The sequence below is a fragment of the Herbaspirillum sp. alder98 genome (assembly GCF_020179755.1).
Taxonomy (GTDB): domain Bacteria; phylum Pseudomonadota; class Gammaproteobacteria; order Burkholderiales; family Burkholderiaceae_D; genus Herbaspirillum.
In genome coordinates, this window is record NZ_JAIUCY010000021.1 from 1 (window position 1) to 2,447 (window position 2,447).

General features: G+C 61.6%; 3 protein-coding genes. All 3 read right to left on the reverse strand.

What is annotated here, in order from left to right; all coding sequences use genetic code 11:
* Window positions 1-687, reverse strand: a 687-nt coding sequence (locus tag LBW87_RS23780) for an ABC transporter ATP-binding protein (RefSeq protein ID WP_225203952.1), incomplete at its 3' end; no start/stop codon positions are given.
* A gap of 1 nt (window position 688) precedes the next feature.
* Window positions 689-1,903 (reverse strand): ABC transporter permease subunit, encoded by a 1,215-nt coding sequence (locus LBW87_RS23785; RefSeq protein WP_225203953.1) that lies wholly within the window; start codon window positions 1,901-1,903, stop codon window positions 689-691.
* 29 nt (window positions 1,904-1,932) lie between these two features.
* Window positions 1,933-2,447 (reverse strand): branched-chain amino acid ABC transporter permease (locus tag LBW87_RS23790; RefSeq protein ID WP_225203954.1); only part of this gene is annotated, 515 nt, incomplete at its 5' end.

Here is a 2,447-nt window from a genome sequence, read left to right on the forward strand (position 1 = left end):
GCCATAGTCCAGCACCGTGATCCGGTTGCACAGGCCCATCATCAATTTGACGTCGTGCTCGATCAGCAGGATGGTTTTACCTTCGGCCTGGATCTTGACCAGCAATTCTCTGAGTCCCAGTTTTTCGGTAGCGTTCATGCCGGCGGCCGGTTCGTCCAGCGCCAGCAATTGCGGCTCGGTCGCCAGCGCGCGGGCGATCTCCAGTCTTCTCTGGTCGCCATACGACAAGTGACGCGCAGTGCGCTTGGCGAATTGACCGATGCCCACGAAGTCCAGCAGTTGCTGCGACTTGGCACGAATCTGCGCCTCTTCCTCGCGCGCCGCCTTGTGCCGGAACACCGCACCAAACACGTTCTGTTTAGTCCGCACGTGACATCCCACCATCACGTTCTCCAGCACCGTCATCTCGCCAAACAGGCGGATGTTCTGGAAGGTGCGCGCAATGCCGGCCTTGGCCACTTCATGCGGCGCGCTGGGGCTGTAGGGCTTGCCGTCCAGCTCGAAGCTGCCGGTGTCGGGCTGATAGAGGCCCGTGATCACATTGAAGAAGGTGGTCTTGCCGGCGCCGTTGGGGCCGATCAGGCCGTAGATCTGGCCTTTTTCGATGGTAATGCCGACGCCGTTCAAGGCTTGCAAGCCGCCGAAGCGCTTGCTGACGTCACGAATTTTAAGCAGGGTCTGGGTCATCTCAGGCTTTCACTTCGCCGGTGGTGCCGACGGATGCATGGTCCACTTCGGGGCGGTCTTCATGGCGCGGCGACGGCCACAGGCCAGATGGGCGGGTCAACATGATGATCACCATCGCCAGGCCGTACAACAACTGGCGCAGCACTTCGGCATCGATCCAGACTTTTCCGAACAGGCTCATCTGCACCGGCTCGACCACATGGCGCAACACCTCCGGCAAGGCGGCCAGGATCACGCCGCCCAGCACCACGCCCGGGATATGGCCGATGCCGCCCAGCACCACCATCGCCAGCACCGCGATGGATTCGGTCAGCGAGAACGATTCGGGCGACACGAAACCCTGGAACGACGCAAACATGGCGCCGGCCACGCCACCGAAGGACGCGCCCATGGCAAAGGCCAGCAGCTTGACGTTGCGGGTATTGATGCCCATCGCCTTGGCCGCGATCTCGTCTTCGCGAATGGCCACCCAGGCCCGCCCCAGGCGTGAATCCTGCAGCCGCACTGAGAAGAAGATCACCGCGATGCACAGGATCAAGAACAGGAAATAATAGGCATTGACCGACGGCGTCATGAAACCGAACACGTTGACCATCGAGCCCGAACCCGGCTCGCCCGCCAGCGACACCCCGAACACCCGGATCGGATCGACCAGGTTGATCCCCTGCGGGCCGTTGGTGATGTTGACCGGCGCATTGAGGTTGTTCATGAAGATACGAATGATTTCACCGAAGCCCAGCGTGACGATGGCCAGGTAATCGCCGCGCAACTTCAGCGTCGGTGCGCCCAGCAAGGCGCCGAACAGCGCCGCGCACAGGGCCGACAAGGGCACGATCACCCACAGCGACAGGTGAATGCCGTTCTGCACGATCTCGGGCCCGCACACCATGACTAAAAAGTTGCCCACCGCCGGATAGGTATTGACGAACGATTCCAGCACCGCCGCGAACTGCGGCGAGGCCAGCAATGCGGCCGTGTAGGCGCCGATGGCGTAGAAGGCGATATAGCCCAGGTCGAGCAGGCCGGCAAAGCCGACCACCACGTTCAGGCCCAGCGCCAGCATGATGTAGAGCAAGGCGATGTCCATGATGCGCACCCACGAATTGCCGAACTGCTGGGCAATGAAGGGGAAGATGATCATCAGCGCCAGCAGCACCAGCAGGCTGGTGCGTGCCTGCTTGGGGTTGCGCTTCATGTCGAAGGAAATGAGAGACATAGTTATCTTCTTTAATCTTCTGTAAATGTTTAGGCGCGGTCGGCCACGCGTTCACCCATGATTCCCGAAGGACGCAGGGTCAGCACGATGATCAGCACGATGAAGGCAAAGATGTCCTGGTAGTTACTGCCCAGGAAGTCGCCGGTCAGGTCACCGATATAGCCGGCGCCCAGGCTTTCGATCAGGCCCAGCAGGATGCCGCCCAGCATGGCGCCATAGATATTGCCGATGCCGCCCAGCACCGCCGCAGAGAAGGCCTTCAGCCCCGGCACGAAGCCCATCGCGAATTGCGCGGTGGAATAGTTCGCCGCCCACATCACTCCCGCAATCGCGGCCAGCGCAGCGCCGATGGCAAACGTCACCACGATCACCTTGTTCGAATCGACCCCCATCAAGCCGGCAATGCGCGGATTCTCGGCGGTGGCGCGCATGGCGCGGCCCATCTTGGTCTTCTCCACGATCAGCACCAGGCCCACCATGGCCAGCACCGCCAGCACCAGCAGCATGATCTGGGTCGGCGAGATCAGCGCGCCGGCGATATGCA

Excerpts from the sequence above, each read along its gene's own strand:
- LBW87_RS23785 (WP_225203953.1), bottom strand. The coding sequence starts at position 1,903 with ATGTCTCTCATTTCCTTCGACATGAAGCGCAACCCCAAGCAGGCACGC.